Origin of the sequence: Intrasporangium sp., from assembly GCF_040414665.1 — a bacterium.
Taxonomy (GTDB): Bacteria; Actinomycetota; Actinomycetes; order Actinomycetales; family Dermatophilaceae; genus Intrasporangium.
On the sequence record NZ_JBEDUL010000060.1, the window covers coordinates 40,695 to 64,352 of the forward strand.

Here is a 23,658-nt window from a genome sequence, read left to right on the forward strand (position 1 = left end):
GATGCTCACGAAGGTTGTCGGCCCGATCGTGGCCGGTGCCGTGCTCGCAGGCGTTGCGATCTTTGGGCTCGTGTCGAGCCAGACGGCGCCTCCTGACGTCAACCCGGCCTCTCACGAGATCATCACCTACGGCGACCGCTGACCGCGATCCGACCCCGAAGCGCGTGCTCGAACCCGTCGGCGGTGGCGTCCCAGTCCAGTTCGAGTGCTCGACGTCGAGCCGCAACGGACAGCCGATCGCGGGTGATCCGGTCCGTCAGCAGCGACCGCGTGGCCGAGACGAGCTCGCTCGGCTCCGCGACGAGCAGCCCCGTCCGGCCGTGCTCGATCGACTCCGCCAGCCCGCCACTGGACGCGTAACCGACCGTCGGCGTGCCTTGCAGCGCCGCCTCCGTGACGGCGATGCCCCAGCCCTCCTTGACGGATGGCAGCACCATCAACCAGGCCCGTGCGAGGAGCAGCTGTTTCTGCGACTCAGGCACGTGGCCATGGAACGTGACGAGGTCGTTCACTCCGAGTCGGCTTGACTCGGCGACGAGCTCGTCTCGCCACCAGCCGTCCCCGACGATGTCAAGGCTCAGGCCGGGGATCTCGCCGCGCAGCCGTGCGACCACGCCGAGGGCATGCTCGATCTGCTTGTGGGGCACCAGCCGCGACAGGACGACGAGCCGGGGAGTCGGAGAGCGTGCGCCCGGGCCCGAGCGGATCACCTCCTGGTCCAAGCCGTTGGGCACGATGGTGATCCGCGACGGCTTGATCCCGATGCCGATGAGATCGTCCGCGCTGTGGCGCGAGACCGTCACAAAGCCCACCCGCTGGTAGAGCAGGGGCGTGAGGCGGGACTCGATGAACCAGCCCACCCGACCCTTCCAGTTCGGGTAGATGATGGCCCACTGCTCCCGATGGACGTGGTGCACCAGAGCCACGACGCCGCGGCGCCGCACGAGAGGCGACCAGAACGGCACACCGTTGATGACGTCCACGACGACGTCGGCCCGTCGGCCCCTCGGCGAGAGCACATGCGCGAAGCCGCGCAGATACACGGTGAGGCGGCCTCCGCGGCGCACGTGGGCCACACCGTCAATGGTCTCCCGGGCCGGGCGCCCCGGATCAGCGGCGCTGCGGATCGTGACCGTGTGACCGCGTTCCACAAGCCGCCTCGCCACCTCCTCGACGTAGACCTCGGAGCCGCCGCCGTCGGGATGCCACGGGTCCCGCCAGGCGAGAAAGGTGACCTCCACCTCAGCCGGCCTCGTCGACCAGTCGTCGGCACAGGGTCAGCGGCAGGCCCTCTTCGCGGTGGAGCGTGATGCCCTGCTTGACCGAGCGGTAAGGCGAGCGGAAGGCAAAGTCGATGGTGCCTGGCCGCGCTTCCCAGTTCTCGTTCCACTCGGTGAAGGGAACGTACCCGACGAAGCCGCCCGGCGTGCTCGTCACCTCCGCGTAGCCGAGGTCACTTGCCACCGAGATGCCGACGCGGAAGCTGCCGCCGCCGTAGACCGGGAACCACGGACCGGCATAGTCGCCATTCTCGTTGGCGATGACGACTCGTGCGAAGTGGTCACCCTTGGTCTCCAGATGGACGAGCCGGTCCTTGGTCGCGTGGACGGTGAACAGCGGCGTACGCCCGGGACGGAGGGTGTCCTTGACCTCCACGACGACGACGTCGGCACGTCGCTCAACCAGCACCCACGGCTCGTAGGCGTCACCGGTGTGGAGGTAGAGCCCCTCACAGTCGCCGACGACATGGAGCTGGTCGGTCACGCCATCAGCGGGAAGGCTGTCCGACTGGGTGACCATGCGGCGCACGCCCTGGGTCCAGGGCAGCTTGTGGTCCAGCTGACTCGCCACATAGGACCTCAGGGGCTCGCCGCGCCACGTCACAGCTGCCGAGGCGTGGGCCGTCAGCATGTTGGCAGCGACCGAGATGGCCGCGAGCGACGCCGCGCCTACCACCGCCACCCGGCGCACCCACCTGCCCCTCGGGAGCAGGAACTCGCAGGCGGCCCACAGCCCGACGGCGCCGGCGACAACCAGGCCGGGCACGAACTCGCTCGTGTAGCGGTAAGCGAGATAGCCGTAGGCCATGACGCCCCCGCTGACGAGCACTCCGGCGAAGACGACCGGACGCAAGGCTCGTCGCTGCGGATCCGTGGTACGACGGGCCAGGTACACCACGGCGACGAGGCTGAGGATCACGAGCAACGGCATGAAGGCGGTGATGCTGCCGGTCCGGTACGACTGGTCGAGGAAGGCGCCCGAGTGTGCTTCGGCCGGCTTCCCGGGCAGGGTGATGAAGGGGAAGTAGTCGACGAGCCGGATGCCGTCGGGACGGAAGTAGTTGACGAACGACGTGGGGAAGAACTGCAGCCCCGTGATCGTGCCCCCGTTGGCTTCAAGGGCGTCACGGCGGTGCGCGTTGACGCTCGTCCAGACCTGCTTCTCGAGCGGGAAGAGGAAGGGGTGGCCGAACTTGACGAGGTTGTAGCCGATGGCCACCGCCAGAGGCGCGAGGCCCGCGACGAACGGGAGACGCCAGCGTGGTTGCCCCTCGAGGCCCAGTCGCCCCAGTCGAAGGGCCAACCCCACGGTCATCGCGCCGATCGCGATGGCCCAGCCACCTGGCGTCCGGGTCAGGCCGGCCGCAAGGGCGAAACCCGTCAGCCACAGGGCGTTGGCGCGGTTCGGCTCGATGGCGGTGCGCAGGAGCCAGTAGAGGGCCGCCACGACGAGCGCCACCGCCCACACGTAGACCTCGTGGTAGACCCAGGGGAGGCTCGCATCGAAGGTGAGCACCGTGCCACCGGTCGCAGCGACGAGGAAGACCGCCGCGGCAACCGCCTCGAAGCGGGTCACGGGCCGGCCATGAGCCACCACTCGGCGCACGAGCCAGACGAGCTTCGCGGTCATGACCGCGAAGAGGACCCAGGCGACCGCCATGGAGAGGAGGGACAGCCGCCCGTCGAACGCCCGGGTGACGAGCATGACGGGGATCCGGATCAACGCCGGGAACGGCGGAAAGTACATGTACGTCTTCCCGTCGACGACGAAGCCTTCGATGCCGAGGCTGCCGGTGGGGACGTCGATCCGCCCATTGAGGAAGGCCTCGGCCTGGAGGTCGAAGAAGTTGGAGGCGTACCCGAGCCGCACTGCCGTGCGAGTCGGGTCGAAGCGGTAGTCGAAGAGCGCGAGGACGTACGCGACGCCGCCCACGACCATCCCGACGGCGGTCGCCACCAGCTCGCGCCGCTGTCGCGGGACTGATCTCAAATGGGCTCCAGCTGGTACAGGAACTGATAGCCGAACAGGGTCGGCCAAGCCATGGTGGCCGCCCGGTCGACCGCGCCGAGGGTGTTGGCCACCGACCCTATCGCGGTGCCCTCGCGTCCGCGTTGGAGCACGTCCACGGGCGACCCGACCGTGTCACGCGCCACGATTCGCAGCGAGGAGGACGCGATGAGCTTCTCGAAGCTGCGTCGGGTGAAGAATCGCACGTGCCCCTCGTCGAGCGGGCCGCGTTGGTCATAGTCGAAGCGACCGACCGCCACGCGGCCGCGTGGGTACCAGTGCCCGAAGTTCGGGACGGACACGAGGATCGTGCCACCGGGCCGGAGCCTGTCGGTGATCTCGCCCAGGAGCCGGCCGGGGTCGATGACGTGCTCCAGGACATCGGCCGCGACGACGACGTCGAAGCGTTCACCCGTGTCCGGCATCGGCGCGTTGAGGTCCGCCTCGATGAACCCGTCGAGGCGGTCCCCGACGCCGTCGTGCTTGACGATGTCCAACCCGACGACGGTGTGCCCCTGTGCGCGGGCGAGCGCCCCGAAGCTGCCGTCGGAGCAGCCGACGTCGAGGACCCGCGAGGGCTGCCGAGCTCCGAGCCAGGCCAGGAGCCGCCCGTGGGACGAGTGGGGCGACGGCTTGAGCTCGTAGGCGTCCACCGTCGCTCCGGAGGTGGCCGTGCTGCCGAAGCCCATGCGGCGCAGGCGGTAGCGGACGACGTCCTTGGTGACGTCCTTCGCGTACTTCATGCCGTTGACGTAGCAGATCTCGTCACCGTAGTACGTCGGGATGGGCACCTCGACGACCCGCTTCCCCGCTGCATGCAGGCCGAGGATGATCTCCGTGTCGAAGTCGAAGTCGTCCGAGTACGAGGCGAAGTCGATGTCGTTCAGCGCGTCGACCCGGTAGGCCCGGTATCCCGAGTGCCACTCGCTGAGGGCCAGTCCGGTGAGGGAGTTCTGCATCGTCGTGAGGATGCGGTTGCCGACGTACTTGTAGGCGGGCATCCCGCCCGCCCGCGCGGCACCCTTCGTCATCATTCGCGAGCCGAAGACCGCATCGGCGTCCCCCCGGAGCAGCGGCTCGACCACCGACTCGATGACCTCCGGTGCGTACTGGCCGTCACCATGAAGGAGCACGACGACGTCGAGGCCATGGGAGATCGCCCAGTGGTAGCCGGCCTTCTGGTTGCCGCCGTAGCCGAGGTTCTTCGGGTGCCGCACGACCGTGAGCGGGAGCTCGGAGCCGCGCTGGTAGGCGGTGGCGACGGCGTGGGTGTCGTCCGCACTCGCGTCGTCGCCGATGAGGATGTGGTCGACCCCGGCGATGAACGACTCGGGCAGCCGATCGAGAGTCTGGGCGAGGGTGGTCGCGGCGTTGTACGCGACGACGAGGACCCCGACCCGCTTCGGGGACGGGGACCGCTGACCGTGCTGAGGGGTGAGCACCGTTGACCTCCCTGACGTCGGCGGCCACGTCCCGCCGGGCTTCCGCCGTGCGACTCGGGAGAGTGTAGGCCACCAAGTTACCCGCGGGAAACCAACTGTGGGATAGTTCCGCGCATGACCTCGCAACCCCTCGTGGACTTCGATCGCCTCACCGCGGGCATCGAGTCCAAGGCGGCCCAGTACGCGTCGGCGGTGCCGTTCCCGCACATCGTCATCGACGACGTCCTGACGGCGGACGCCTTCGCGGGCTGCGTGCGCGAGTTTCCCCCGACGGAGGATCCCTTCTGGAAGGGCTACCTCCACGTCAACGAGACGAAGTACGCCAACACCCAGCCGGACACGTGGGGTGACGCCCTCACAGCCGTGGCAAGGGAGTTCGTGTCACCGCAGTTCGTCGGCTGGCTCGAGCAGCTCACCGGCATCCCGGCGCTGCTCCCGGACTGGACGATGGACGGGGGTGGCCTCCACCAGACCCTGCGCGGCGGGCACCTCAACATCCATGCCGACTTCTCCACCCACCACGTGCACGAGAACTGGGCTCGTCGCGTGAACATCCTGCTGTACCTCAACGACGAGTGGCGCGACGAATGGGGCGGCCACCTCGAGCTCTGGGACAAGGGCATGAGCTCTGTCCAGGGACGGGTCTCTCCCAAGGGCAACCGGATGCTCGTGTTCACGACGTCAGGGGACAGTTACCACGGGCACCCGGATCCACTCGTCTGTCCCGAGGACGTCGCCCGCCGATCGATGGCCCTGTACTACTTCACCGAGGAGGAGCGGGCCGTCCGACGGTCGACGGACTATCGCGCCCGTCCCCAGGACGGCGTCAAGCGGGTTGCCATCTGGGCCGACAAGAACGTCGTCGATCTCTATGACCGCGCCAAGCGGCGGCTGCGCCTGGACGACGACACCGCGCAGCGGATCCTGGCTCGCATCGACGGAGTGCGTCGCAGGAAGTGACCCCGGCTGGTCGGCGGTGTCGCCGAGACCCAGCCCAGCGGCATACGGCCGTATGCCGCTGGGCTCAGTCCTGGACGAGCCGCGGGGTCCCGGAGGTGGCTGCGTCGGCAGGTTCCTCAGATGCCTCGGCGACGGGCACCACGTCGCGCCCCTGCTCTGGTTGCCGCTGGGACCGAGCGGACCGCGCGTAGCGTCCCATCAGCCACTTCTGGAGGGGTGTCTCGACGACGTGCTGGGCCACCAGGACCGCGACGGCGGTGATGGCGAACCCCACCACCGTCCGAAGCTGCCAGGACCAGTCGCTCGAGTGCCGGGCGACGGCCCAGAAGACGGGGAAGTGCCAGATGTAGATGGCCATCGACGCACTGCCGAGGGCGACGAGCGGACGCCACTCGAGCGGGCGGAGGATGGCCGGGTTGCCCCGGGCGTGCAGCACCCCGACGACGAACGCCACGACGGCGAGGTTGATCAGCAGCCCGGGCCAACGGAAGTACGACTCGTCATGACCGGTCGTCATGATGAGGACCGCGAGGGCAGCCATGGACAGCGGGAGGAGGACCGGCGCTGCGGCGACGGACCATCGTCGGATCCATGGCAGCGCGGCGGCGACCAGCGCGCCCAGGACCATCGCGTCCATCCGGGTCGTCGTCCGGAGCAGGGCGCTGAACAGGTCCTCGTTCGTCACGACCCACAGTCGCCACGCGAAGAGGGCGACGGACAGCACGGTCAGGACGGCGACGAGGGCGAGGCGGTACCTGCGCAGCACCCACACGACCAGGATGAGCAGGAGCGTTGCGTGGACGTAGACGCTGATGTACCAGAGGTGACCGAGGTCCGGGCGTGCGACGAGGGCGTTGTCGAGCAGGAACCAGTTCCACGTGTAGCTCGCCACCCGGACGATCGACTGCCGCAGGCTGGTGCCGGGGTAGACATCGGTCTCGTCGACCGCATGGACGATGGCAAGGACGATGAGCAGGGCGTAGACGTGGGCGCTGACCCGCAGCAGACGTCGGAACGCGGCCCGCCCGGCGGCAAGCTTCCCGGTCCGCTCGACCTCGGCCAGCAGACTTCGGACGAGCAGGTAGCCGCCGATGACGAAGAACACCGTGACGGCGATGTTGCCCGCCCGGAAGAGTCCGATGAACGGCATTCCCTTGATCGCGTCGAGTGGCCAGAGTGCCCAACCATGTGAGAGCACGACGAGCGCGATCGCGACGCCGCGCAGGCCGTCGAGCGCAAGGAGGCGGCGCCGGCCAGCGGCCGCGTCGGTCGTCGTCATACCGGCGAACTGTAGTTGACGGGGCGGGCCAGCTGAACGGTGGTAACAAGTCGGATTCAACCGCGAGTTCCTCGGTCCCGGCCTCTCTGCCGGGGTCCCTACTGACTGGTACAGTTCGCGCAATCCATGCCGGGAAGGCCCATGTGGGGCGCCGGCCTTCGACAAAGGGGTCACGGTGCGCAAAGCGTTGAGCATGGTCCTGCTCTTTCTCGGGTCCTTCCTCCTCGTCGTGGGTCTGCTCGCGAGGTTCTGGGCTCCCGGCGAGGTGAAGAAGACTCCGCTCGACGTCAACTCGGTCATGCGCCTCTCCGGCGAGGCGCTCCTCTTCGACGGCACCGCCCTGGTCCGCACTCCGGTTCGCGCCTCGAGCGTCACGCACGCCGACTCCGCCAAGTCCGACGACGACGTCGTCGTGTTCCAGAACTCCAGCTGCCTCGTCAAGGACCCGGACAACAACGCGCCCGACTGCGTCTCCGCGGACGACCCCCAGAAGCGGCTCATCAGCGCCAGCACGACTCACTTCGCGACGGATCGTGTCACCGCCCTCGCCGTCAACGAGGCCCGGTACCTCCCGGCCGACGCCACCGCCGTCGAGGGCCTGGTCAACAAGTTCCCGTTCGACGTCGAGCAGAAGGACTACCCGTTCTGGGACGGCCTCACGGGGAAGGCCGTGCCGGCGGTGTACTCCGGTGAGGAGGACCTGGACGGCGTCCACGTCTATCGCTTCGTGGTCAACGTCGTCGACGGCGACATCACCATCGGTTCCGACCCTGGCAAGTACACGACCGAGAAGACGATGTGGGTCGATGCCACGACCGGGTCGATCCTCAAGCAGTCGGAGCACCAGGTCCGCAAGATGGCCGCGACGGGCCAGACGGTCCTCGACCTCGACTTCGAGTTCACGCCGGAGACAGTGGCGAACAACGTCGCGGACGCCAAGGACAATGGAGCACGCCTCACCCTGCTGACCCAGACCGTTCCGCTCGTCGGCATCATCGGCGGCGTGCTCCTGCTCGTCATGGGCTTCGTCCTGCTCCCGCGCGAGGGCGTCCAGAACCCTGCGGGGCAGCGCCGCCGGGTGGACACCTCAGCCTGACCCGAAGGCGCCTGGCGCTCCATTCGACCCAGTCGACACTGGCACGTTGGGCGGGGCCCCTGGCTCAGTCGAGGCGGCAGACGAAGATCGCCGTGCCGGGGATGAGGCGCCCTCGCAGGGGCGACCAGCCGCCCCAGGGCTGCTCGTGCCCCGAGGGCCATTCCGGCTCCACCACGTCGACGAGACGCAGGCCGGCGGCAGCGATCTCGCGCACCCGGTCGCCGAGCGTCCGGTGGTGCTCGACGTAGGTCGTGCGTCCCGCCCCGTCCTGCTCGACGTACGGCGTCCGGTCGAAGTACGAGTGCCGCACGGTGAGACCGCCCGGGCCGGGATCATCGGGGAAGGCCCATCGGAACGGGTGCGTCGTGGAGAAGACGAAGCGGCCACCTGGCCGCAGGACCCGTGCGGCCTCCCGCATGACGAGCTCGGAGTCCGCGACGAAGGGGATGACGCCGTAGGCGGTGAAGACGATGTCGAAGGTGTCGTCGGGAAAGGCCAGCGCGCGGCCGTCGCACTGGACAAAGGGCACGCGCTCCTCGCGAGCCCGTACGGCGTCGATCGCCCGGCCCTGTCCCACCATGCCGGCCGAGAGGTCGGTGGCCACCACCTGGCCGCCGACCGCCCGCACCCACCGCGCGCACTGGCCGGCACCGGCACCGATCTCCAGCACCTGCCGGCCGCGCAGGTCGCCGAGCAGTCGCGCGTCTGCCTCCCGGAGCCGCTCCGGTCCCCACACGCAGTCCGCGTCTCCCAGGAACCGGCCGTGTTCCGCGTAGTAGTCGCGGGCCTCGGCATCCCACCAGACCCGGTTCGCGCGGGCAGACTCGTCGGGCGCGGCCGGCCGGCGTAGCGCCTCCGAGGGATGGTGGCTCACGTCGAGCGCAGCCAGTCGTGCCTTTGACCGGTTCCCGGCAGCACGGATAGGATGCTCGAACGCACTCGTGTGCTCAGTTCATCCTGTCCGCACGGCGGCCCTTGGTCGTCGCCAATCTCAATGTCCACAATCGGAGTTCCTACTACATGACTGCCAACACGGTCGAGAAGACCGCGCCTGAGGTCGCCATCAACGACATCGGCTCTCAGGAAGACATCCTTGCCGCCATCGACGCGACCATCAAGGACTTCAACGACGGCGACATCGTGCAGGGTCGCATCGTCAAGGTCGACCGGGACGAGGTCCTGCTCGACATCGGCTACAAGACCGAGGGCGTCATCCCCTCGCGCGAGCTGTCCATCAAGCACGACGTCGACCCGTCCGAGATCGTCGGGGTGGGCGACGAGGTCGAGGCCCTCGTCCTCCAGAAGGAGGACAAGGAAGGCCGCCTAATCCTGTCCAAGAAGCGCGCGCAGTACGAGCGCGCCTGGGGCACGATCGAGAAGGTCAAGGAGGAGGACGGCGTCGTCACCGGCACCGTCATCGAGGTGGTCAAGGGTGGCCTGATCCTGGACATCGGCCTCCGCGGCTTCCTGCCGGCCTCGCTCGTCGAGATGCGGCGCGTCCGCGACCTCCAGCCGTACGTCGGCAAGGAGATCGAGGCCAAGATCATCGAGCTCGACAAGAACCGCAACAACGTGGTCCTGTCGCGTCGCGCCTGGCTCGAGCAGACGCAGTCCGAGGTCCGCACCACGTTCCTCAAGGAGCTCCAGAAGGGTCAGGTCCGCCAGGGCGTCGTCAGCAGCATCGTCAACTTCGGTGCGTTCGTCGACCTCGGCGGTGTTGACGGCCTGGTCCACGTCTCTGAGCTGTCCTGGAAGCACATCGACCACCCGTCCGAGGTCGTCGAGGTCGGCCAGGAGGTCACCGTCGAGGTTCTCGACGTCGACATGGACCGCGAGCGGGTCTCGCTGTCGCTCAAGGCGACCCAGGAGGACCCCTGGCAGCACTTCGCGCGCACGCACGCGATCGGCCAGGTCGTCCCGGGCAAGGTCACCAAGCTCGTCCCCTTCGGTGCGTTCGTGCGCGTCGAGGACGGCATCGAGGGCCTCGTCCACATCTCCGAGCTCGCCGAGCGTCACGTCGAGCTGCCTGAGCAGGTCGTCAACGTCGGTGACGAGATCTTCGTCAAGGTCATCGACATCGACCTCGAGCGTCGCCGGATCTCCCTGTCGCTCAAGCAGGCCAACGACGAGAGCGTGCCGGTGTCGGAGTTCGACCCGACGCTCTACGGCATGGCGGCCGAGTACGACGAGGAGGGGAACTACAAGTACCCCGAGGGCTTCGACCCGGAGACCAACGAGTGGCTCGAGGGCTTCGAGGCCCAGCGCGAGAAGTGGGAGCGGCAGTACGCCGAGGCCCACGCTCGGTGGGAGTCGCACAAGGCTCAGGTCGACGCGGCGCACAAGGCCGACGCCGAGGCTGCCGCGAATGCCGGCACTGCGACGTCCTACTCGTCGGCGACCAGTGGTGGCGCTCCGGAGAGCCAGGCCGCGACCCCGGCCGAGGGCACGCTCGCCTCGGACGAGGCGCTGGCCGCGCTTCGCGAGAAGCTGACGGGCAACTGAACAACGCGTTTCGTATGCCGCTGAGCTCGCTCACACGGTAACGCCCGCTCCGAGCCCCGGCCCTTCACGACGTGGAGGACCGGGGCTCGTGTGCGCCGAGATCCGATCGTGGGTCGTCGAGCAGGAACGGGTCGTCCGGATACAGGGGGTCGTCCGCGAACTCCTCCTCGATCCGCCTCGCCATCCGGCGACCGGCCGATCCGCGGGCGCCGCGCTGGCCCGGGGCACGGCGGGCCGGCACGCCGCGCCACCAGCCGGCCACGAGCCGGGTGGCGGGATCCGCGACGAAGCGGTCCACGACCAGGACCACGACGGTGAGGAGCGCCACGGCCACGAGCGCGCGCTCGGGCGGCGCCCATTCCCCGGTGCGGCGCGCGACGAACGCGAACACGGGCAGGTGCCAGATGAAGATCGTGATCGACCGCCGGCCGAGCCACCCGAGCGGTCTCCAGCTCATGGCCCGGAACCCGTAGGTGCGCGGATCCGGTGAGCTGACGGCTCCGACCGCGAAGAGCGTCGTGGCGATGGCGATGACCACACCCTGGACGCCGAAGTAGGCGTCGACCTCCGTGAAGGCGGTGCTGACCACCGCAGCGACGATGAGCAGGAGTCCGGAGCCGAGGAGCCCGCCGCCGTGGCGACGGACGGAGCCCAGGCGGTGGACGAGCAGTGCCGCGAGGATGCCGTAGAGCAGGCCATCCATGCGCGTCGTCGTCATCAGGCTCGCCTGGTACCAGCCCTCGCTGTCGAAGGCGTACCAGCGCCACCAGGTGACCACGGGAATGGCCAGTCCGACGAGCACGATGAGGAGTGTCCGGGCTCGCCACAGGACGAGCAGCAGGACGAGGAGGACCAGGTAGACCTGGAGCTCGATGCTGAGGTAGTAGAGCGCGCCCAGGTCGGACCGGGCGTTGAGCGCGTTGTGTCGGACGTACTCGTTCCACGTGTAGGTGGCGACGGCCCGGACCGAGGACAGCGTGGCCGACTCCGGCGTCGTGTCGGTGGGGTCGAGTCGCGCCATGAGCAGCACGACGACGAGCAGGACGTAGACCTGGATGGAGATCCGAACGGTGCGGCGGGACAGCGCGGAGAGAGGACCGGTCCAGCCGCGCTCGGCCCGGGCGCGGAGCAGGCTCCCGGTGACCAGGAAGCCGCCGATGACGAGGAACATCGACACACCGATGTTGCCGGCCTCGAAGAGGCTCTGGATCGGCCCGAGGTCCCACCGCACCAACGGTGACCACACGATGCCGAAGTGGGAGAGCACGACGAGCACGATCGCGATGCCGCGCAGCCCGTCGAGGAGGTCGTTGCGAGGACGCCCGGTGCGGTGGCGGGCCCCCGGTTGCGCGAGAGCCGACACGGTCATCGTCCTCCTCCCACCGGTGCGGCCGTCTCCGGCTGAAGCGGCGGGGCGGCCGCCGGGTGCGTCGGCGACTCGGGCGGCCGGAGGTGCGTCGCGAGCCACCGCCGGGTCGGCTCCTCGATCCAGCGATGGGTCACGAGGACGACGGCTGCCAGGATCGTCACCCCGAGCACCGTGCGGGTGACCCAGTCCCAGTCGCCGGTGTGCCTCGCCACGACGGTGAAGATCGGAAGGTGCCACACGAAGATCGCGAGTGAGGCCCGTCCCAGGTAGGTGAGCAGCGGGAGCGACAGCACCCGCCCTACGGCGGTGGACTGACGCGCGAGATAGATGGCGAGGACGAGGACCGACGCGGTGAGGTTGAAGGCGATGCCCCACTCGCGCAGGAAGGCCAGCTCGGGCAGTTCGTGCAGGCTGGCCATGAGGACAAGGAGGCCGACAGCCGTCACGGCCATGAGCGTGCCCGCAAACCGGCTCCACCGGCGCCACCAGAGGAGCGTCACGGCGATCAGGGCACCGAAGAGGACGCCATCGGCCCGGGTCAGGGTCGAGATGGTGGCGATGAGCCATCCCTCGTGCTCGAGGACGTGGTATCGCCAGACGGTCACGGCAACGATGCCCGCCGCAAGGAGTCCTGCGAGGGCCCGCTGACTGCGGGCGAGCAGCAGGATGACGAGGGGCAGGGCGAGGTACACCTGCTGCTGGACGCTGAGGTACCAGAGATGTCCGAGGTCGGAGCGAAGCTCGAGGACGTGGGAGGCGCCCCACACGTTCGACGTGTGCGTGAGGGTGTGCGCGGCGGTCAGGTAGGTGCCGCGATCCGTCCACGGGTCCGTTGGGTCGAGATGGTGGATGAGGACGATGACGAGGACGAGCGGCACGAGCTGAACCCCGAGGCGGACGAGCCTGCGCAGGTAGAACCGCACGGGATCGAGCACGCCGAGCTGGTGCTCTCGGAGCAGCCCGCGGGTGACGATGAGGCCGCCCACGATGAAGAAGATCTCGACGGCGCCGCCGCCGAAGAATCCTCGGAGCACGGGGACCGAGTCGATCGGCTGCCGGGGCCACAGCAGCCCACCGGCGTGCCCGAGTGCCACCAGGACCACCGCGAGCCCGCGAAGTCCGTCGAGGGCGGAGATGCGGCGCGAGCTGGAGATGCGCGATCGACCGGTGGACGATTCGGGCATCGCGTGCTGCAAGGGGTCTGGTGCGGGCACGGTCGGATGCTACCGGTCGGTAGACGAGAACGGGACGGTTGCTGCGCCGGTGGATGCCGTAGCGTGACCGCATGCTGCGGGTCGGGTTGACCGGGGGAATCGGTTCGGGCAAGTCCACGGTGGCGCGTCGGCTGGGAGAGCTCGGTGCAGCGGTCGTCGATGCGGACGTCGTGGCCCGCGAGATCATGGAGCCGGGCCAGCCAGTCCTCGAGCAGGTCCGGCGGCGTTTCGGCGACGAGGTGATCCGCGCCGACGGCACGCTCGACCGGGCCGGACTGGCCGGCATCGTCTTCACCGATCCGGCGGCCATGGCTGCGCTCGACGCCCTCACCGGGCCTGCCATCGGGGAGCGGATCGCGCAGCTGCGTGACGCGGTTCCGGACGGCGTCATCACCGTCCACGACATGCCACTGCTCGTCGAACGTGGGCTCTGGGTCGGTGAGCACGTGTCGATCGTCGTCGAGACCGACCTCGAGACGCGGGTCGGCCGGCTCGTCGAGCAGCGGGGCCTCGACGAGCACGACGTGCGCAACCGGATGACGGCACAGGCCTCCGACGCCGAGCGACGAGCCGCGTGTGATGTCGTGCTGTCCAACGACGGGTCTCGGGAGGACCTCGTCGCCGACGTCGACCGGCTCTGGGAGGCCCGGCTGCACCCGTGGAACGACAACCTCGTCGCCGGTCGACACTCCCGACGGCCCGAGCGTGCCGCTGTCGTAGCACCCCGCGACGACTGGGCTCCCCGCGGCGCCCGGCTGGTTGCCAAGATCGCCCATGCCCTGAGGCAGGTGGACGGGGTGACCGAGGTCGAGCACGTCGGCTCGACCTCCGTGCCCCACCTGCTGGCCAAGGACGTCCTCGACATCCAGGTCGGTGTCCGCGACCTCTCGATGGCGGACGACCCTCGGTTCCGCGCTGCGATGCGTAGTGCCGGGCTGCTGGTCTTCGACCACCTCAATGCGGACACCCCCCATCCGAGCGGCGCGGAGGCCGACGGGTGGCGCAAACGCGTCTTCGGATCGACGGATCCGGGGGAGATCGCCCATGTACACGTCCGTGAGGCCGGCTCGCCGGCGTGGCGATTCGCGCTCCTGTTCCGTGACTGGCTCACCCACGTTGCCGAGGAGCGTGACGGGTATGCGGCCGAGAAGCGCCGCCTGCTCGACCTGCACGACACGACGACGGCGTACGCGGACGCCAAGGAGCCGTGGTTCACCGAGGGGTTCGCACGGGCTCAGGCCTGGGCGGCGCAGACCGACTGGACACCACGCTGAGGTCACGCTCGTGCGGAGGGAAGTCAGCGGCATACGGAATTGTTGAGGCAGGCATGCGAGGCGAGTACAAGGTTCCCGGTGGCAAGCTCGTGGCGGTCGATCTGGACGTGTCCGACGGGCGGCTCTCCGACGTGAGCATCTCCGGTGACTTCTTCCTGGAACCGGACGACGCGCTCGAGGACATCAATGCGGCGCTGAGCGGCCTGTCGACCGACGCGGGGGTCGAGCAGCTGGCGTCGGCCATCGACGGCGCGCTCGACGAGACCGTCTCCCTCATCGGCTTCACGCCCGACGCCATCGGGATCGCCGTGCGCCGGGCCCTCGGCAAGGCCACGGGGTGGCAGGACCACGTCTTCGACGTCATCCCGCCCGTGACCCTCGACCCGGCGATGCACGTCGCCCTGGACGAGGTCATCGCCCACGAGGTCGCCGCCGGGGAGCGGCCACCGACCCTGCGGTTCTGGGACTGGGACCGGCCGCTCGTCGTCATCGGCTCGTTCCAGAGCGTTCGCAACGAGGTGGACCCCGACGGGGCCGCCAGGCACGGGATCGAGGTCGTCCGGCGGATCTCCGGCGGTGGCGCGATGTTCATGGAGCCGGGCAACACCATCACGTACTCGCTCGTCGTGCCGAGCTCGCTCGTCGAGGGCCTCAGCTTCGAGCGGTCCTACTCCTTCCTCGACGACTGGGTCATCGGCGCCCTCGCCGACATCGGGGTGCGCGCGCACTTCGTGCCGCTCAACGACATCGCGAGCGACAAGGGCAAGATCGGCGGTGCGGCGCAGAAGCGGTTCGCGTCCGGCGCGGTCCTCCACCACGTGACGATGGCCTACGACATCGACGCGGACAAGATGCTCGAGGTGCTCCGGATCGGGCGGGAGAAGCTGTCCGACAAGGGGACGAAGTCGGCGAACAAGCGGGTCGACCCGATGCGGTCCCAGACCGGGATGACCCGCGAGGCGATCATCGAGAGCTTCCTGGCCTCGTTCACCCGGGCGTATCGCACGACGCCGGCGACGTACTCGGAGGCCGAGCTCAGCGCGGCCAAGGAGCTCGTCGAGGCAAAGTTCGCCACGCCCGGCTGGACCCACCGGGTGCCGTGAGCGGCGTGCGGGAGCCGGCCCAGCGGCAGACGACCCCGGCGTTGTCGGTATCGCGACGTACCGTGTAGCCATGCGTCCCACGACCGACCTCCAGCGCACGGTGGCACCTTTCGAGGTCATCTCGGACTACCGGCCGAGCGGTGACCAGCCCCCGGCCATCGCCGAGCTCGCGCGCCGGATCACGGCTGGAGAGCAGGACGTCGTCCTCCTCGGCGCCACCGGGACCGGCAAGTCGGCCACGACCGCCTGGCTCATCGAGCAGGTCCAGCGGCCGACCCTCGTGATGGCACCGAACAAGACGCTCGCCGCGCAGCTCGCCAACGAGTTCCGCGAGCTGCTGCCCAACAACGCCGTCGAGTACTTCGTCTCGTACTACGACTACTACCAGCCCGAGGCGTACATCCCGCAGACGGACACGTACATCGAGAAGGACAGCTCGATCAACGACGAGGTGGAGCGGCTGCGTCACTCGGCGACGAACTCGCTGCTGACCCGTCGCGACGTCATCGTCGTCGCGTCGGTCTCGTGCATCTACGGCCTCGGGACGCCGCAGGAGTACGTCGATCGGATGGCACGCATCAGGGTCGGAGAGGAGGTCGACCGGGACTCCCTCCTCCGACGGTTCGTCGAGATGCAGTACACCCGCAACGACCTCGCCTTCACGCGCGGGACGTTCCGGGTTCGCGGGGACACGGTCGAGATCATCCCGGTCTACGAGGAGCTCGCGATCCGGATCGAGTTCTTCGGCGACGAGATCGAGCGGATCTACACCCTGCATCCGGTCACCGGCGAAGTGGTGCACGAGGAGCAGGAGATGTACGTCTTCCCGGCGTCGCACTATGTTGCCGGGCCGGAGCGGATGGACCGCGCGATCCGCGGGATCGAGCTCGAGCTCGAGGACCAGCTCGCGACCTTCGAGAAGCAGGGCAAGCTGCTCGAGGCGCAGCGGCTGCGGATGCGCACGAGCTACGACATCGAGATGATGCGGCAGGTCGGCTTCTGCTCCGGCATCGAGAACTACTCGAGACACATCGATGGCCGCGGTCCGGGATCTGCGCCGAACTGCCTGCTGGACTACTTCCCCGAGGACTTCCTGCTCGTCATCGACGAGTCGCACCAGACGGTGCCGCAGATCGGCGCGATGTACGAGGGCGACATGTCGCGCAAGCGGATGCTCGTCGAGCACGGGTTCCGACTGCCGAGCGCGATGGACAACCGGCCGCTCAAGTGGGAGGAGTTCCTCGAGCGGATCGGGCAGACGGTCTACCTCTCGGCGACGCCGGGCGAGTACGAGCTGGCCAAGTCGGCCAGGGGCGGGCCGCCCGTCGAGCAGATCATCCGCCCGACCGGTCTCGTCGACCCCGAGGTCGTGCTCAAGCCGACGAAGGGCCAGATCGACGACCTGATCCACGAGATCCAGCTCCGGGTCGACAAGGACGAGCGCGTCCTCGTGACGACGCTGACCAAGAAGATGGCCGAGGACCTCACCGACTACCTGCTCGACAAGGGGATCCGCGTCCGCTACCTCCACAGCGACATCGACACGCTCCGCCGGGTCGAGCTGCTGCGCGAGCTGCGCACCGGCGTCTTCGACGTGCTCGTCGGGATCAACCTGCTCCGGGAGGGGCTCGACCTGCCGGAAGTGTCGCTGGTCTCGATCCTCGACGCCGACAAGGAAGGGTTCCTGCGGTCCACGCGTTCGCTCATCCAGACCATCGGCCGTGCCGCCCGCAACGTCTCCGGTCAGGTCCACATGTACGCGGACAAGGTCACGCCCTCGATGCAGGACGCGCTGGACGAGACCAACCGCCGCCGTGAGAAGCAGCTCGCCTACAACCGGGAGATGGGTGTCGACCCCCAGCCCCTGCGCAAGAAGATCGCGGACATCACCGACCTGCTCCAACGGGAGGACGCCGATACCCAGGAGCTCATCGGCTCCGGGCGCATGCAGTCCCGTGGGAAGAGCGGGGCTGGGCGTGGTGCCGTGGCGGCGGACGTCGGGGTCTCCGCCGGGGTGCGCGGCGAGCGGCCGTCCGACCTCGCCGCCGCCGATCTGTCGGGGCTCATCCAGGAGCTGACCGCGCAGATGCACCAGGCCGCGGCCGAGCTGCACTTCGAGCTGGCGGCCCGGCTGCGCGACGAGGTGAGCGAGCTGAAGAAGGAGCTCCGGCAGATGACCTCGGCGACCCGCTGAACGGTCCGGTCCGACTGGGACGAGTCCACCCGGCAGACGCGAGTTGAGTGCAGGGCCGGGGGGATGCAAGACTCAGGCGTTCACGGAGGGGAGTATCCCCGAAGCGACGGGCTCGTCATCACGGCTCCGACTCGGTCGGTCCCGGGCCCGTCGGGCCGGCCTTGCTGGGCGGGAGAGACCTCCGGTTGCTGACGCTGTCCTGACCGACGCCGTAACCGGAAGGTGCCCACATGAATGTCCCCGCCTGGGGCTGGTTCCTCACGATCGGACTGATGACGGTCGTCCTCGTCGTCGACGTGTTCGTCATCGCTCGCCGGCCCCACATCCCCTCGATGGGGGAGGCCAGCCGCCACCTTGCCTTCTACGTGACCGCTGCGATCCTCTTCGGGCTCTTCGTCTGGTGGGAGTGGGGCGGACGCTCTGCCGGCGAGTTCTACGCGGGCTGGCTCACCGAGTACTCGCTGTCGGTCGACAACCTCTTCGTCTTCCTGCTCATCATGAGCAGCTTCCGGGTTCCGCTGCGGTTCCAGCAGTCCGCGTTGATGATCGGCATCGTCATCGCCATCGTGCTGCGTGGCATCTTCATTGCCCTCGGGGCCGTCGTCATCAATGCCTACGCGTGGGTCTTCTACCTGTTCGGGGCCTTCCTCATCTACACGGCGATCAAGCTGGCCAGGGGTGGGGAGACCGACGACGACGAGTACCACGAGAACCGCTTGCTCGTGTGGGTCGAGAAGACCTTCCCGGCGACCAAGGAGTGGCACGGGGTCCGTCTTGTCATCGCCCGGCACGGCAAGCGCCTCATCACGCCCATGATGATCGTCATCCTCGCGCTGGGGACGACCGACCTGCTCTTCGCGCTCGACTCGATCCCTGCGATCTACGGGCTGACCAAGGAGCCGTACCTCGTCCTCACGGCAAACATCTTTGCGCTGATGGGTCTGCGCCAGCTGTACTTCCTCATCGGCGGCCTGCTCAAGCGTCTGGTCTACCTCAGCATCGGTCTCGCGGTCCTGCTCGGCTTCATCGGCGTCAAGCTGATCTTCCACGCCCTCCACGAGAACAACCTGCCGTTCGTCAATGGCGGGGAGCCGATCCACGGCGTGCCCGACATCCCGATCACCGTCTCGCTCGGCGCCATCGTCCTCATCCTCGGTGTGACAACGGTCGCGAGCCTGCTCAAGACGCGCCGCGACGCACGGGCGGCAGCCGCCGCGCCCGCTGCCATCGACTCGAGCTCCGGCACACGTCGCGGGTCGAGCTGACGTCCGGGGTCAGCCCGAGCCGACCACCGTGTCCGGGGGGTCTGGCTTCGCCTTCGCGCTGAGCACGAGAGCGCTGGCGGTCACGACGAGAAACAGGCCGACGACCTGTCCCCGGTCGAGGACCTGGTCGAGGACGAGCAGGCCGGCCAGGGCGGCCACGGCTGGTTCGAGACTGAGCAGGATGCCGAAGACGCGCTGGCTCAGGTGTCGTAGGGCCATGAGCTCCAGGGAGTAGGGCAGCACGGAGCTCAGCAGGGCGATGCCGAGGCCGAGACCCACGATCTCGGGCGTCCACCTGTCGACCGAGAAGAGCCCGAAGGGCGCGACGACGGCGGTCGACACGACGAGCGCCAGGGCCAGCCCATCGAGGCCGGTGAAGAGGGTCCCGGTGCGTTGGCTGAGGACGATGTACGCGGCCCACATCGCCCCTGCCACCGCCGCCCAGAAGAGGCCGATCGGCTCGAACCGCCCCCACGTGGCACCCGTCGCCCCCGAGACGAGCGCGACCCCCAGACCGGCGGCGAGCACCGCCGCGACGTCCCTGGGTCGCCTGCTCAGCACGGCGGCCAGGGTGAGTGGCCCGAGGAACTCGACGGTCACCGCGACCCCGATGGGGAGGTAGGCGAGCGACGAGTAGAAGGCCGTGTTCATCGCCGCGAGCGCGAGGCCGAAGAGCACCACGGTGCCCCACGCCCTGCGCGAGCGCCCACGCAGCCGGGGTCGGACGACGGCGCAGAGGATGAGCATGGCGAAGCAGAGGCGCAGCAGCACCGAGCCGACGGCCCCGATCCTCGGCACGAGAGTGGCGGCGAGCGCCCCACCGAACTGGACAGAGATGACGCCGCCGAGGACGAGGAGCGGAGCGGTCGAGCGATCGATCCTCATGGGCGCGATGAACGCGGGCGGCCGGGGGACACGGACGTCATCCTTCCATGTGACACGCGGGACTCCTGAGGCCAGAAGTGCTGACACGGGCCGGGCGGTCGTCGTACGGTCAACTCATGGGCGAGATCACGGTGGTTGCCATCGATGCTCCGAAGCGCCGCCCCGACCCGGAGGACTCCCTGGTCGTCATGCAGGGCTGGCTGCACGCACCTCCGGACTGGGACGGGACTCCTCTGGAGCGGCTCTGGAACCAGAAGCACGGGCGGTCCCGGCTCGGCATCGGGCTCTGCGTCGCCAACAACCCGAGGCGGCACTTCGTCGTGACCAACGTCCCCTACGACGTCGAGGTCGTCCGCGCCGAGCTGGAGTCCCTCATCGCCGAGCTCGATGCGGGTCCGGATCAGGAGACGGTCCCCGCGTAGTGCTGACTGATGGGCGCGTCTCAGCGCCCCTCAGCGGCCCTCGGCACCATCGCGTCGGGTCACCAGCCGCGCTCGCGCCACTCCTGCAGGTGCGGACGCTCCGCGCCGATGGTGGAGTCGTCGCCGTGACCGGGATAGAACCAGGTGTCGTCGTCGTACACGTCGAAGATGCGCGTCGTGACGTCCTCGATGAGTGAGTCGAAGCTCTGCCCGGGGTTCTTCGTGTTGCCGACGCCCCCCGGGAACAGCGAGTCGCCGGTGAACAGGTGCGTGCCGCCATCTGGGCTCTGGTACGACAGGGCGACAGAGCCAGGGGTGTGCCCGCGCAGGTGGATGACGTCCAGCGTGACCTGCCCGAACCGCACCTGGTCTCCGTGCCCGAGCGGCTCGTCGACCCGGACCGGCAGCTCGTCGGCATCCTCCGCGCCGGCGAAGGTGCGAGCGCCGGTCGCGGCGACGACCTCCTCGAGGCCCCGCACATGGTCCCAGTGCCGGTGCGTGGTGACGACAGCCTCCAGCCCGTCACCGCTGTCTCGGACGATCTCGAGAATGCGCGGAGCGTCATCGGCCGCGTCGATGAGCAGCTGGCGGCGGCTCGCCTTGCACGTCAACAGGTAGACGTTGTTGCTCATCTGCGACACGGCGAGCTTGCGGATGGTGAGATCCGGCAGCTCGCGCACCTGCACGGGGCCGCCCGGTACGACTCGTCCGGTGTAGGTGTCGGCCATCGCTCAGCCTCCGAACGGCAGTTGGGGGAGCGCCGTTCCCGGCGCCGTCAGTCCATCGATGCGGCCGCGGGCGAGCCAGAGGAGCACGCCCCAGCGCGGCCCAGCGATGGTCGCGCCACCGTCCCCGACGATCCACTCGTCGCCCTCGTCGGTCCGGATCTCGAGCCCCGGGGCGCCGTCCGACGAGGCCAGTCGGGCGACCATGTCCTCGAGGAAGAGGTGGACGAGGTCCTCGGGCGTCTCTGCGAACCCGTAGCCGGCATCGAGGTCGACGTGGTGCCACACGACCTCACGCAGACGCATGAACGGGACGCGCTCGGCGGAGATGAGCTGGCCGCCCGGCACCCGCTCCACGGTGGTGCCGACGTGCCCGACGCCCAGCCGGCTGATCTGGGGCGCCAAGGACGCCGCCGTCGTCCGGACGTCCGAGGCGAGCTCGGCCGCAGGCCGTCCCGCGCCCGCCTCGATGTCGGCGTCGCGCGCCTCGGCCGAGTCGTACATGGTGTCGGGCTCCCCGGTCAGCACCGCCGCACACACCCGCGAGAGCGCGTCGGCATTGCGGGCGAGGTGGGTCAGCACGTGCCCGCGGGTCCACCCCGCGCACAGTGACGCCGCCCGCACATCGGGGTCGCCCAGGCGCTCGGCCGTGGCCACGAGCCGCTCTGTCTCGCTGGGCAGGTGCTTCGTGGAGAGGTCAATGAGGTGCATGCCGTGCCTTTCCGGTGGCCTCGGCCAGCGCGAGGGCTGCGCCGACGAGGGTGAGGTGTGAAAACGCCTGGGGGAAGTTGCCGACCATGCGTTGGTGGATCGGGTCGTACTCCTCGGACAGCAACCCGACGTCGTTGGCCAGCCCGACGAGGCGGTCCATCAGCGCCGTCGCCTCCGTCAGCATGCCCGCCTTTGCATAGGCGGTGACGAGCCAGAACGAACACGCGAGGAAGGGATGCTCGTCGCCGGCGAGCCCGTCGACGCCCGTCTGGGTCCGGTAGCGCAGGACCAGGCCATCTCGCAACAGCTCCCGCTCCACGGCCCGGATGGTGCCGACCATCTTGGGATCGTCCCCGGGGAGGAAGCCGACGGCCGACAGGTTGAGCAGGGAGGCGTCGAGCTCGGTCGTGTCGTAGTGCTGCACGAAGCTCTGCTTCTCCTCGTTCCAGCCCTTCTCCATGACCTCCGCCCGGACCGCCTCCCGCAGCTCCCGCCAGTGGTCGACCGGACCTTTGAGTCCGTGCTCCTCGACGCCCTGGATGGCCCGGTCGAAGGCGGCCCAGACCATGACCCGGGAGTGGGTGAAGGGCCGCCGTGGGCCGCGGACCTCCCACAGCCCGTTGTCCGCCTCCTGCCAGCGCTCCGCCAAGTTGTCCATGAGAGCGCGCTGCAGCATCCAGGAGTCCTCGGTCTCGGCGAGACCCTGCTGACGGGCCTGCTCGAGGGCGATCATCACCTCACCGAGCACGTCCGTCTGCCATTGCTTGACGGCGCCGTTGCCGATGCGCACCGGGCGCGAGTCGGCGTATCCGGGCAGGTGGTCGAGCTCGCGTTCCGGCAGGTCCCGTGCGCCGTCGACGCAGTACATGATCTGGATGTCCTCGGGGTCGCCGGCGACGGCGCGAAGCAGCCACTGGCGCCATGACTCGGTCTCCTCGACGTAGCCGCAACCGAGCAGGGACTCCAGAGTCAGCGCGGCGTCCCTGAGCCAGCAGTAGCGGTAGTCCCAGTTCCGCTCACCACCGAAGTCCTCGGGCAGCGAGGTCGTGGGGGCAGCGACGATACCGCCGGTGACTCCATGGGTGAGCAGGCGCAGCACCAGGATGGACCGAGTCACGGCGTTCTCGTACGGACCGTCGTAGTCGCTCCGGGCCGCCCACTGACGGCTGCGCTCGATGGTGTCGGCGATCCGGCTCAGGACCTTGAGCGGCGGAGGAATCGTCTCGACGCTGCTGAACCAGGTCGTGGCGAAGGCGAGGTTCTCGCCCGCGGCGATGTCGAACTCGTCGACGTGGGTCCAGTTCTCGGCCCGGGGTAGCCGCGCTCCGCGAAGGACGATCATGTCCGGGCCAGCCATCGCGGTGATGATCTGGTCGATGCCGGCCTCGCGTTCCTCGGTGTGCCGGCTCACGAACGGCTTGGTGCGGCCATAGCTGAACCGCACGATCCACTCGTGACGCATCCGCACGGTTCCGGACACGCCCTCGATCCGCCGGAGGACATCGGCTCGTCCGTCGCCGAGCGGCATGACATCGAGCACCCGGACCGCGCCGGTCGAGGTCTCGTGGGTCGTCTCGAGGACGAAGGAGTCATCGAGGTACCGACGCGTCGTCCTGGCATCCGGGTCGACCGGCCGGATGAGCCACCGACCGTTGTTCGGGGTGCCGAGGAGCGCCGCGAAGCAGGCGTGCGAGTCGAAGCGCGGCAGGCAGAGCCAGTCGATCGAGCCCTCCCGGCTGACGAGCGCGGCCGTCTGGGTGTCGCCGATGACCGCGTAGTCCTCGATGGGAGTGACGTTCGAGGTCGGCTGGCTCCCGCTCATACTCATGCAGTATGCCTACCCACGGGGGGCTCCGCCCCCCGTGTACCCCCCGAAAAGGCCACGCTCTGGCCCCCGTGGTCCCCCGAAAATCCGCGTGGCCGAGACTG

The 23,658-nt window shown here is 69.0% G+C and carries 20 protein-coding genes; 9 read left to right on the top strand and 11 right to left on the bottom strand.

Features of this window, described 5'->3' with window-relative positions; translation table 11 throughout:
* Position 1: 1 nt before the first annotated feature.
* Positions 2-142: a hypothetical protein gene (locus tag ABF401_RS06415; protein ID WP_353508709.1), complete on the top strand. Its 141-nt coding sequence runs from the start codon at positions 2-4 to the stop codon at positions 140-142.
* On the opposite strand, the gene ABF401_RS06420 is transcribed toward ABF401_RS06415, so the two are convergent.
* The 3 genes from ABF401_RS06420 to ABF401_RS06430 are packed head-to-tail and all read right to left on the bottom strand — an operon-like array spanning position 123 to position 4,730.
* Positions 123-1,241, bottom strand: a complete 1,119-nt coding sequence (locus ABF401_RS06420; RefSeq protein ID WP_353508710.1) for a glycosyltransferase family 4 protein — start codon at positions 1,239-1,241, stop codon at positions 123-125. The two genes, ABF401_RS06415 and ABF401_RS06420, sit on opposite strands and share 20 nt — an antisense overlap.
* Position 1,242: 1 nt before the next feature.
* Complete coding sequence (locus ABF401_RS06425) at positions 1,243-3,270, bottom strand: hypothetical protein (RefSeq protein ID WP_353508711.1); 2,028 nt, start codon at positions 3,268-3,270, stop codon at positions 1,243-1,245.
* Positions 3,267-4,730, bottom strand: coding sequence for a glycosyltransferase (locus tag ABF401_RS06430; RefSeq protein WP_353508712.1), 1,464 nt, complete (start codon positions 4,728-4,730; stop codon positions 3,267-3,269). Before ABF401_RS06430 ends, ABF401_RS06425 begins: the two co-directional genes overlap by 4 nt.
* Before the next feature lie 114 nt (positions 4,731-4,844).
* Here ABF401_RS06430 and ABF401_RS06435 point away from each other — a divergent pair, with 114 nt between their 5' ends.
* Positions 4,845-5,690: a 2OG-Fe(II) oxygenase gene (locus tag ABF401_RS06435; protein ID WP_353508713.1), complete on the top strand. Its 846-nt coding sequence runs from the start codon at positions 4,845-4,847 to the stop codon at positions 5,688-5,690.
* A gap of 64 nt (positions 5,691-5,754) precedes the next feature.
* Here ABF401_RS06435 and ABF401_RS06440 read toward each other — a convergent pair whose 3' ends face one another.
* Positions 5,755-6,969, bottom strand: a complete 1,215-nt coding sequence (locus ABF401_RS06440) for an acyltransferase family protein (RefSeq protein ID WP_353508714.1) — start codon at positions 6,967-6,969, stop codon at positions 5,755-5,757.
* A 175-nt stretch (positions 6,970-7,144) separates the two neighbouring features.
* On the opposite strand from ABF401_RS06440, the gene ABF401_RS06445 reads away from it, so the two are divergent.
* Positions 7,145-8,065, top strand: a complete 921-nt coding sequence (locus ABF401_RS06445) for a PorA family protein (protein WP_353508715.1) — start codon at positions 7,145-7,147, stop codon at positions 8,063-8,065.
* A 64-nt stretch (positions 8,066-8,129) separates the two neighbouring features.
* Here ABF401_RS06445 and ABF401_RS06450 read toward each other — a convergent pair whose 3' ends face one another.
* Positions 8,130-8,939 carry a class I SAM-dependent methyltransferase gene (locus ABF401_RS06450; RefSeq protein ID WP_353508716.1) on the bottom strand — a complete coding sequence of 270 codons (810 nt, stop codon included), beginning with the start codon at positions 8,937-8,939 and terminating at the stop codon, positions 8,130-8,132.
* 146 nt (positions 8,940-9,085) lie between these two features.
* Between ABF401_RS06450 and rpsA the strand changes: the two genes are divergently transcribed.
* Positions 9,086-10,567 (top strand): 30S ribosomal protein S1, encoded by a 1,482-nt coding sequence (gene rpsA / locus ABF401_RS06455; protein ID WP_353508717.1) that lies wholly within the window; start codon positions 9,086-9,088, stop codon positions 10,565-10,567.
* A gap of 64 nt (positions 10,568-10,631) precedes the next feature.
* Here the strand turns inward: rpsA and ABF401_RS06460 are convergent, their stop codons facing one another.
* Positions 10,632-11,936, bottom strand: coding sequence for an acyltransferase family protein (locus tag ABF401_RS06460; protein ID WP_353508718.1), 1,305 nt, complete (start codon positions 11,934-11,936; stop codon positions 10,632-10,634).
* On the bottom strand, positions 11,933-13,150 hold the full coding sequence (locus tag ABF401_RS06465) for an acyltransferase family protein (protein ID WP_353508719.1): 1,218 nt from the start codon (positions 13,148-13,150) through the stop codon (positions 11,933-11,935). Before ABF401_RS06465 ends, ABF401_RS06460 begins: the two co-directional genes overlap by 4 nt.
* 71 nt (positions 13,151-13,221) lie before the next feature.
* Here ABF401_RS06465 and coaE point away from each other — a divergent pair, with 71 nt between their 5' ends.
* The 4 genes from coaE (at position 13,222) to ABF401_RS06485 (ending at position 18,986) form a co-directional block, all read left to right on the top strand.
* Positions 13,222-14,424, top strand: a complete 1,203-nt coding sequence (gene coaE / locus ABF401_RS06470) for a dephospho-CoA kinase (protein ID WP_353508720.1) — start codon at positions 13,222-13,224, stop codon at positions 14,422-14,424.
* A 53-nt stretch (positions 14,425-14,477) separates the two neighbouring features.
* Positions 14,478-15,527, top strand: a complete 1,050-nt coding sequence (gene lplAB, locus ABF401_RS06475) for a lipoate-protein ligase LplAB (protein WP_353508721.1) — start codon at positions 14,478-14,480, stop codon at positions 15,525-15,527.
* A 70-nt stretch (positions 15,528-15,597) separates the two neighbouring features.
* Positions 15,598-17,721: an excinuclease ABC subunit UvrB gene (uvrB, locus tag ABF401_RS06480; RefSeq protein ID WP_353508722.1), complete on the top strand. Its 2,124-nt coding sequence runs from the start codon at positions 15,598-15,600 to the stop codon at positions 17,719-17,721.
* A gap of 230 nt (positions 17,722-17,951) precedes the next feature.
* Positions 17,952-18,986 (top strand): TerC family protein, encoded by a 1,035-nt coding sequence (locus tag ABF401_RS06485; RefSeq protein WP_353508723.1) that lies wholly within the window; start codon positions 17,952-17,954, stop codon positions 18,984-18,986.
* Positions 18,987-18,995: 9 nt separating this feature from the next.
* Here ABF401_RS06485 and ABF401_RS06490 read toward each other — a convergent pair whose 3' ends face one another.
* On the bottom strand, positions 18,996-19,871 hold the full coding sequence (locus ABF401_RS06490) for an EamA family transporter (RefSeq protein WP_353508724.1): 876 nt from the start codon (positions 19,869-19,871) through the stop codon (positions 18,996-18,998).
* Positions 19,872-19,987: 116 nt separating this feature from the next.
* Here ABF401_RS06490 and ABF401_RS06495 point away from each other — a divergent pair, with 116 nt between their 5' ends.
* Complete coding sequence (locus ABF401_RS06495; RefSeq protein ID WP_353508725.1) at positions 19,988-20,293, top strand: hypothetical protein; 306 nt, start codon at positions 19,988-19,990, stop codon at positions 20,291-20,293.
* 59 nt (positions 20,294-20,352) lie between these two features.
* Here the strand turns inward: ABF401_RS06495 and ABF401_RS06500 are convergent, their stop codons facing one another.
* The 3 genes from ABF401_RS06500 to ABF401_RS06510 are packed head-to-tail and all read right to left on the bottom strand — an operon-like array spanning position 20,353 to position 23,551.
* Positions 20,353-21,021 (bottom strand): MBL fold metallo-hydrolase, encoded by a 669-nt coding sequence (locus ABF401_RS06500; protein ID WP_353508726.1) that lies wholly within the window; start codon positions 21,019-21,021, stop codon positions 20,353-20,355.
* A 3-nt stretch (positions 21,022-21,024) separates the two neighbouring features.
* A complete protein-coding gene (locus ABF401_RS06505) occupies positions 21,025-21,729 on the bottom strand; it encodes a maleylpyruvate isomerase family mycothiol-dependent enzyme (RefSeq protein ID WP_353508727.1) in 705 nt (234 codons plus the stop codon).
* Positions 21,716-23,551, bottom strand: a complete 1,836-nt coding sequence (locus ABF401_RS06510) for a glycoside hydrolase family 15 protein (RefSeq protein ID WP_353508728.1) — start codon at positions 23,549-23,551, stop codon at positions 21,716-21,718. The genes ABF401_RS06505 and ABF401_RS06510 overlap by 14 nt, the downstream gene beginning before the upstream one ends.
* Positions 23,552-23,658 lie beyond the last annotated feature (107 nt).

Excerpts from the sequence above, each read along its gene's own strand:
- uvrB (WP_353508722.1), top strand. The coding sequence starts at position 15,598 with ATGCGTCCCACGACCGACCTCCAGCGCACGGTGGCACCTTTCGAGGTC.
- ABF401_RS06440 (WP_353508714.1), bottom strand. The coding sequence starts at position 6,969 with ATGACGACGACCGACGCGGCCGCTGGCCGGCGCCGCCTCCTTGCGCTC.
- ABF401_RS06490 (WP_353508724.1), bottom strand. The coding sequence starts at position 19,871 with ATGAGGATCGATCGCTCGACCGCTCCGCTCCTCGTCCTCGGCGGCGTC.
- ABF401_RS06500 (WP_353508726.1), bottom strand. The coding sequence starts at position 21,021 with ATGGCCGACACCTACACCGGACGAGTCGTACCGGGCGGCCCCGTGCAG.
- coaE (WP_353508720.1), top strand. The coding sequence starts at position 13,222 with ATGCTGCGGGTCGGGTTGACCGGGGGAATCGGTTCGGGCAAGTCCACG.
- rpsA (WP_353508717.1), top strand. The coding sequence starts at position 9,086 with ATGACTGCCAACACGGTCGAGAAGACCGCGCCTGAGGTCGCCATCAAC.
- ABF401_RS06495 (WP_353508725.1), top strand. The coding sequence starts at position 19,988 with ATGGGCGAGATCACGGTGGTTGCCATCGATGCTCCGAAGCGCCGCCCC.
- ABF401_RS06415 (WP_353508709.1), top strand. The coding sequence starts at position 2 with ATGCTCACGAAGGTTGTCGGCCCGATCGTGGCCGGTGCCGTGCTCGCA.
- lplAB (WP_353508721.1), top strand. The coding sequence starts at position 14,478 with ATGCGAGGCGAGTACAAGGTTCCCGGTGGCAAGCTCGTGGCGGTCGAT.
- ABF401_RS06510 (WP_353508728.1), bottom strand. The coding sequence starts at position 23,551 with ATGAGCGGGAGCCAGCCGACCTCGAACGTCACTCCCATCGAGGACTAC.
- ABF401_RS06435 (WP_353508713.1), top strand. The coding sequence starts at position 4,845 with ATGACCTCGCAACCCCTCGTGGACTTCGATCGCCTCACCGCGGGCATC.
- ABF401_RS06460 (WP_353508718.1), bottom strand. The coding sequence starts at position 11,936 with ATGACCGTGTCGGCTCTCGCGCAACCGGGGGCCCGCCACCGCACCGGG.
- ABF401_RS06505 (WP_353508727.1), bottom strand. The coding sequence starts at position 21,729 with ATGCACCTCATTGACCTCTCCACGAAGCACCTGCCCAGCGAGACAGAG.
- ABF401_RS06485 (WP_353508723.1), top strand. The coding sequence starts at position 17,952 with ATGAATGTCCCCGCCTGGGGCTGGTTCCTCACGATCGGACTGATGACG.